The organism is Streptomyces bohaiensis, assembly GCF_012033785.1.
In the GTDB taxonomy this organism is placed as follows: Bacteria; Actinomycetota; Actinomycetes; order Streptomycetales; family Streptomycetaceae; genus Streptomyces; species Streptomyces bohaiensis.
In genome coordinates this window covers 1-7,070 of sequence record NZ_JAAVJC010000241.1, presented here as the reverse complement: position 1 = coordinate 7,070, position 7,070 = coordinate 1, and the positions used below count along the sequence as shown (strand labels likewise).

General features: G+C 75.1%; 6 protein-coding genes. 4 read left to right on the top strand and 2 right to left on the bottom strand.

Annotation, left to right across the window (positions count from 1 at the left end; all coding sequences use genetic code 11):
- Positions 1 to 64: 64 nt before the first annotated feature.
- Positions 65 to 496, bottom strand: a complete 432-nt coding sequence (locus HCN52_RS19785) for a RidA family protein (RefSeq protein WP_168089803.1) — start codon at positions 494 to 496, stop codon at positions 65 to 67.
- Between the two features lie 130 nt (positions 497 to 626).
- On the bottom strand, positions 627 to 1,571 hold the full coding sequence (locus tag HCN52_RS19780; protein WP_168089802.1) for an IclR family transcriptional regulator: 945 nt from the start codon (positions 1,569 to 1,571) through the stop codon (positions 627 to 629).
- Between the two features lie 277 nt (positions 1,572 to 1,848).
- On the opposite strand from HCN52_RS19780, the gene HCN52_RS19775 reads away from it, so the two are divergent.
- The 4 genes from HCN52_RS19775 (at position 1,849) to HCN52_RS19760 (ending at position 7,047) form a co-directional block, all read left to right on the top strand.
- Positions 1,849 to 3,117 carry an amino acid deaminase gene (locus HCN52_RS19775; protein WP_168089801.1) on the top strand — a complete coding sequence of 423 codons (1,269 nt, stop codon included), beginning with the start codon at positions 1,849 to 1,851 and terminating at the stop codon, positions 3,115 to 3,117.
- 133 nt (positions 3,118 to 3,250) lie between these two features.
- A complete protein-coding gene (locus HCN52_RS19770) occupies positions 3,251 to 4,777 on the top strand; it encodes a J domain-containing protein (RefSeq protein ID WP_168089800.1) in 1,527 nt (508 codons plus the stop codon).
- A gap of 84 nt (positions 4,778 to 4,861) precedes the next feature.
- Positions 4,862 to 6,388 carry an Hsp70 family protein gene (locus tag HCN52_RS19765; protein ID WP_312876789.1) on the top strand — a complete coding sequence of 509 codons (1,527 nt, stop codon included), beginning with the start codon at positions 4,862 to 4,864 and terminating at the stop codon, positions 6,386 to 6,388.
- Positions 6,385 to 7,047: a nucleotide exchange factor GrpE gene (locus HCN52_RS19760; RefSeq protein WP_168089798.1), complete on the top strand. Its 663-nt coding sequence runs from the start codon at positions 6,385 to 6,387 to the stop codon at positions 7,045 to 7,047. The genes HCN52_RS19765 and HCN52_RS19760 overlap by 4 nt, the downstream gene beginning before the upstream one ends.
- The last annotated feature ends 23 nt before the right edge of the window (positions 7,048 to 7,070 follow it).

Genomic DNA, 7,070 nt, shown 5'->3' with positions numbered 1-7,070 from the left:
GGCCGGACCGGACCCGGTCCGGCCGGCGCGGCAGGAGCGCCCCGGGGACGGGGCTCGGCCGGCGTCAGAGCACGGCGAGCGCGTCGATCTCCACCAGCAGGCCGGCGGGGAGGCCGACGTACACCGTGGTGCGCGCCGACGGCGGCTGGGTCAGCCCGGCGAAGTACTCGTCCCAGATCGCGTTGAACTCGGCGAAGTGCTCCGTGTCGGTGAGGAAGACGCGGATCATGATCGCGTCCTCCCAGGAGGAACCGCCCTCCTCCAGAACCGCACGGACGTTCTCCAGGGTCTGGAGGGTCTGCTCGCGCAGCCCCGGCCCGACGGGGGAGGGGGACCGGCCGGGCTCGGCAGGGCCGAAACCGACCTGGCCCGCCACCTGCAGCAGGCCGCCCTTGATCACGCCGTGCGAGAAGCGGGCCGGCGGGGTGGTGTGGCGGGGCGGCAGGACTGCTGTCTTCGGGGTGCCGGCGGGGGCGGCCGGGGTGTTCTCGGTCATGGGTGTCGCCTTTCCTGGTGGGGTGGTGCCGTGGGTGGGACGGGTGGTCCGGGGCGGGCGCCCGTGAGGGCCGTGGGCGGGCCGCCCGCCACCGAGGGGTGCCGGCGCGAGGGCCCCGGCACCGAGTCGGTCAGTCGCCGGGCGACGGCGGGCCGTCGTCGGGTATGGCTGCCCGCCGACCGGCCGAGGGATGCGTTCCCGGTCCGGGGGCTGCCGGTCCGGGGGCCCCTGGTCCGGGCGTTCCCGGCCCGGCTGCTGCCGGCCCGGACCCCCTCGGTTCCTGGCCCGGGGCCGCCGCGCCGGGGGCTGTCGGGCGGGCCAGAGCGGGCGGGGTGGTGCGGCCGGTGTAGGCGTCCGTGACGGCGCGGGCGGTCTGCCGTACCTCGGGCAGCAGCGCGAGCACCGCCCGCTCGTCCGCCACGACGATCGGCACCGACACCGAGAGCGCGGCCACCACCCGCCCGTCGTGGCCGCGCACCGGCGCGGCGACGCAGTTGACGGACTCCTCGTGACCGCCGAGGTCGGTGGCCCAGCCGCGCTCGCGGACCGTGACCAGCTCCGCCAGCAGCTCGGCCGGACCGGTCACGGACCGCGAGGTGTAGCGCGGGTAGGTCAGCCGCCGGGCCAGCGCCTCGCGTTCCGCGGTGGGCAGGTCGGCCAGCAGCACCTTGGCGACCGCCGCGACCGTCACCGCGACCTCGCGTCCGATGCGCGAGTACATCCGCACCGGGTGCCGGCTCTCGACCTTGTCGATGTACAGCACCCGGTCCTCCTCGCGGATCGCGAGATGGACGGTGTGCCCGGTGCGTTCGTTCAGCTCCAGCAGGTGGGGGTGGGCGATCTCGCGGACGTCCAGCTGCTCGGCGGCCCGGTGCGCGAGGGCGAACAGCTGGGAACCGAGCCGGTAGCGCTGGTCGGGCTGCCGGTGGACGAGTCCGTGGGCGTGCAGGGTGCGCAGCAGCCGCAGCGCCGTGGACTTGTGGGCCTCGATGTGCCGCGCTACCTGCTCCAGCCCGGCGGGGCCCTCGGCCAGCAGCGGCAGGATTCGCAGCGCGCGGTCCAGACTCTGGCTCATCGCGCACCCCGCGCCGGCCGCGCCGCGACCACTGCGCCCGCACGGTCCGCCCCGTCCGTCGCCCCGTCCGTCGCCTCGGCGGCCGACGAGCCCCCGACGGCGGGACGCGCGGCGTGGGCTGCGGCGTCCGGCATGGTTGGTCAGCTCCGATCCCGTGAGGCCGGCGTTCCGTTGACCGGCTGTGCGCCGGATGCTAGACAGAGGTGCGCATGGAGCGCAACGACTGTTGCGTGTCGCGCAACACAGCAGGCCAGGCAGCGACTCATCGGAGAATCCCATGGCTTCCGCACTCGACCGCCTCGCCGACGAGATCGTCGACCACCGGTTCCGCGGGCTGCCGCCCGACGCCGAGGGCAGCACCGTCGGGGCGCTGGCCCGCGAGCGGCGCGACCTCGGCTCCGGCGGTTTCACCACGCCGGTCCTCACCCTCTCCGCGGAGGCGCTGGACCACAACATGCGCGCGCTCGGCGAGTTCGCCCGCCGGCACGGCCTCGCCTTCGCCCCGCACGGCAAGACCTCCATGGCGCCCGCTCTCTTCCAGCAGCAGATCGACCACGGCGCCTGGGGCATCACGGTCGCCGTGCCGCACCAGGCGCGCGTCGCCCGGGCGTTCGGCGTGCAGCGTGTCTTCCTCGCCAACGAGGTGGTGGACGCGGCCGCGCTGGCATGGCTCGCCGGCGAGCTGGCGGCCGACGCCGACTTCCGCTGCGTGGTCTACGCCGACTCCACGCGCGGCGTCCGACTGATGGACGAGGCGCTGCGGGCCGCCGGCGCCACCCGGCCGCTGGAGGTCGTCGTGGAGCTCGGCGCCCCGGGCGGGCGCACCGGCACCCGGGGCGCCGAGCAGGCCGCTGCGGTGGCGGCCGCCGTCAACGCCTCGCCGGTCCTGGCCCTGGTGGGCGTGGCGGGGTACGAGGGGGAGGTCCCCGACGCCGACCCCGGGAGCGTGCGCGCCTGGCTGCGTGAACTGGTAGCCCTGGCAGTCGAGTTGGACGGGGAGGACCAGTTCGCCGCGACCGGCGAGATCATCGTCAGCGCGGGCGGGTCGGCCTGGTTCGACGCGGTGGCGGAGGTCTTCGCCGAGCTGCCCGAACTGTCCCGCCCGGTACTCGGGTTGCTGCGCTCCGGCGCCTACGTCAGCCACGACGACGGTCGGTACCGCGAGATCACCCCGTTCAACCGGCTGCCGCAGGAGGGTTCGCTCCAGCCGGCGTTCCGGCTGTGGGCGCAGGTCGTCTCCCGTCCCGAGCCGGGACTCGCGCTCGTCAACGCCGGTAAGCGGGACGTCGCCTACGACCTCGACCTCCCGGAGGTCCAGGTGTTGCGGAGCCCCGGCGGAGAGATCGTCCCCGCCCGCGGGTTGACGGTGACGCGCCTCTCCGACCAGCACGCCTTCGTGCGCGGTGAGGACGCCGAGCTGCCGGACGTCGGTGACTGGGTGGGCCTCGGTATGTCCCACCCGTGCACCATCTTCGACAAGTGGCAGCTGATCCCCGTGGTCGACGCCGACGGGACGGTCGTGGACTTCGTCCGCACGTTCTTCTGAGGTCGCCCGGGCGCCGCCAGCCCATCGTCGTGCGGTCGCACCGCCGTTCGCCCACCGCCGTGTCAGCGGTGGGCGAACGGCGCCGACCGGCGCGGTTCTTGGCGTCGGGGTCCCGTTGTGCTGGACTAGGACAATGCGCGCGGGAGACCCGACCGACCACTACCGACTGCTCGGCCTGGACCCCGGAGCCACGGCGGCACGGATCGCGGAACGGCTGCGCGCCGAACACCGCAGCTGGCAGCGGCTCACCAGTCATCCGGACCTCGACCGGCGACAGTTGGCCGAGCAGCGCATCCGGGACCTCGCCCTGGCACGTGCCACCCTCACCGATCCCGAACGCCGAGCCGCCTACGACGACGAGCTGACGCGCCGTGCCGCAGCCGAACGGGCCGCGGCCGAGCGCGAGTTCGCTGCCCGAGCCGCAGCTCACCGCGAGGCCGCCCACCGCGAGGCGGCCGAGCGCCGCGCAGCGGAACACGCCGCTGCGGACCGCGCCCGCGTCGAGCGTGCCTACGCCGAGCGCCACCTCGCGGAGCAGGCGGTGACGACCGGCCGACCGTCGCCCCCGCCCGTTCCGCCGACGCCGCCCGAGGCGCCGCCCGGCGGGCCGCCGGGCCCCGCCGACGGCCCCTCCGCAGAGCCGGTCGGCACGGTCGTCCGCCCCCGCACGGAACCCCCGCACCCCCCGCACCCCACCGGCCCTGCCGGTCATCCCGGCGCGCCACCCGCCGCCCCCGCCGACGGAGTCGGTCACCCGGGAAGCGGCGCCGCGTCCGCCTCCTCCGGTCCCCATCCCGGCCCCGGTCCCGGTCCCGGTCCCGGCCCCGGTCCCGGGGTGACGGCACCGCCCGCCGTGCTGCTGCGGGAAGCACGGGACGCGCTGGCCGCCGGTGACTTCGGCACCACCGTCCGCCGCTCCCGCGAGGCCCGCGACGCCGGTGAGGACGGCGCGGAGATCTGGCGGCTCCTGGGACGCGCCGAGCTCGGTCGCGGCCGACGGGAGCAGGCGGTGCTCGCGCTGCGGCAGGCGGTGCGACGCGACCCCGAGAACGCGACCGGACACTTCTGGCTCGGCCGCGCCCACCTCGCCCTCCACGACTGGGGGTCCGCCCTCGTCGCCTTCCGGGAGACCGAGCGGCTGTCCCCGGGGGAGGGCGCGTTCCACATCGCACTGGTCCACCTGGAGGGCGGTTCGCCGGAGGAGGCGGTGCCCGTCCTCGAGGAGCTGCTGAGCACACGGCCCGAGGACGTGACGGTGCGGTACCACCTCGTCCACGCCCTGCTGCGCGCCGCGCAGCGCGTGCCCGGGGTGCGGGGCGCCGACGACCACACCGTCACCGAGCCGGGCGAGATCGAACGGATGCGGCCGCTGTTGGAGCGCGCCGCGGCGGTCGTGGCCGACGCGGGGCAGCGGGAGGACGTCGAGCGCGACCTCCGCTACCTCGCTTGGTGCGAGAACCGCCATCCGGCGCGCCCCAGTTGGCTCGCGCCCGGCATGCTGGTCTCCGCTGTGCTGCTCATCCTCGCGCTGCTGGCGCACCCGCTGGTGTTCGCCGTCGTCCTGGTCGTCCTGCCGTTCGCCTGGTATCGGGCGATCCGCAGGCCCGGCTGGTGGATCAACGCGCGTGCCGCCCGATGGGACGGGCACACAGGGGGATAGCCGCGCCCGCGCGCGGGAAGTGGTTCGCAAGCGGCGGCGGTCGGTCCGGCCGCGGCGGGATACGACGGAAGAGCGGGAGACGCCGTGACAGGGCGAGCTGTCGGAATTGACCTGGGGACCACCATGTCGGCTGTCGGGGTCGTGGACCGCGCCGGCTGGGCGGAGCTGGTACGCAACACGGGGGGCCGTACTCTCACGCCCTCGGTGGTGCTGTTCACCGGCCCGGACCAGGTGCTGGTCGGGGCGACCGCGCGCAACAGCGCGGTCCTGCAGCCCGACGACTGCGTGCAGTTCATCAAGCGGGAGATGGGCAACCCGCACTACAGCTTCATCGACTCCCACCAGGTGGAGCACCGGCCGGAGCAGATCTCCGCCTATCTGTTGCGGGCCCTGGCGGACGGGGCGGCGGAGGCGCTCGGCGAACCGGTCGAGGACGTGGTGATCACCGTCCCCGCCTACTTCGACGACACCCGCCGCAAGGCCACCGCCGACGCCGCCCGCATCGCCGGACTCAACCTGCTGCGACTCGTCAACGAGCCCACCGCAGCGGCGATTTCCTACGGCGTGCAGCACGGCGACGCCGGTACCGTGCTGGTCTACGACCTCGGCGGCGGCACCTTCGACGTGACGTTGATGCGGGTGTCGGGCGACAGCTGCGAGGTCATCGCCACCGACGGGGACCGCAACCTCGGGGGGTTCGACTTCGACAACGCCCTGATGCGGTTCGTCGCCGAACGGGTCGCCGAACTCGGCGGCGAAGAAGACCTGTTGGAGGACCCGTATCTGACGGCTGAGGTCCGCGAGCGCTGCGAGCTGGCCAAGACCGACCTCTCGCAGGCGCACCGCACCGTGGTGCGCGTCGGCTCGGGGCGTTCCGCCCACGCGGTGGAGATCACCCGCGAGCGGTTCGAGGAGATGATCGAGCCCTACCTGCACCGCACCGAGGTGCTGGTGGAGGGACTGCTGGAGGACGCGGGAACGACCTGGGACCAGGTCGACCGGGTGCTGCCGGTCGGCGGTTCCACCCGTATCCCGGCGGTGCGGGCGCTGCTGGAGAAGCTCTCCGGGAAGAAGCCCGACCTGCGGGTCCACCCCGACGAGGCGGTGTGCCTCGGGGCGGCGCAGCTCGCAGCCCAGGTGGCGGCGGCCGCCGGTTCCGGCGCCGCGCCCGGCAAGGAGCTGGCGGTACGGGACGTCACCTCGCAGTCCATGGGCATCGTGGTGACGGCCGACGACGACGCCTCCCAGCTGCTCAACGACGTGGTGATCGCCCGCAACACCGCCATCCCCGCGATGGTGGAGCGGACCTACCGCACCGTCGCCGAGGACCAGGACGCGGTGTCGGTTCAGCTGACCGAGGGCGAGGGCGAGGTGCTGGAGCGGGTCAACATCCTCACCGAGCAGCCCGTGGAGCTGCCCTCGGGGCTGCCGGCGGGAGCGCCGTTGCGGCTGCGGATGAGCTACGACACCGACGGACTGGTCCACGCGGAGCTGTTCGACGAGACCAACGACCGCCGGCTGGGCGAGATCGAGCTGGAGCGTCCGCTCAACCTCGACGCGGGCCGGGTCGACGAGATGCGGGCCGCGATGCAGCGGATGACGGTCGGATGAGCACCGGCGGGGGAGACGGAGGCGCGGTCCCCGACCCGGCCGCCGACCGAGCCGATGCCGCCGGTGGTGCCGGCGGAGCGGAGGACGGGGCGGCGCGTGAGCCCGGACTGGCCGAGCGGATCGACGCGCTCGCCGCGCTGTTCGAGCGCCGCATCCTGGACGACCGGGACAAGCGGCGCCTGCTGGACGAGGCGCGCGACGGGCCGTACCGCCAGTACCTGCACCCGCTGGTGCACCGGCTGGCGCTGCTGATCGACCGGCTGGACCGCGAGGCGGGCGGCATCGCGCCGACCGGGCCGCAGGACACGGGCGCCGCACCGGGCACAGCCGGCGGTGCCGAGGCGGGCGCTCCCGCGTCCGGGTCGGCACGCACCGGGGCCGACCACGCCGACGACGGGGAGACCGGGAACGAGGTGGCGGTCGGCCTTGCCCGGTCGGTGCGCGACGAGCTGCTCGATGCGCTGGCGGCCCACGGGGTGCGCGAGGTCCGCACCACGGGCCCGTTCGACCCCGCGCGGCAGGAGGCCGTCTCGGTCGACCGCGACAGCGGTGCCGAGCCCGGCTCGGTCACCGCGGTGGTGCGCCGTGGCTTCGCGCACGGCGACTGGGTCTTCCGCCCGGCACGGGTCACGGTCGCCGCGCCGGCCCGCCGCGACTGACCCGGGGCCGGGCGGTCCGGCGG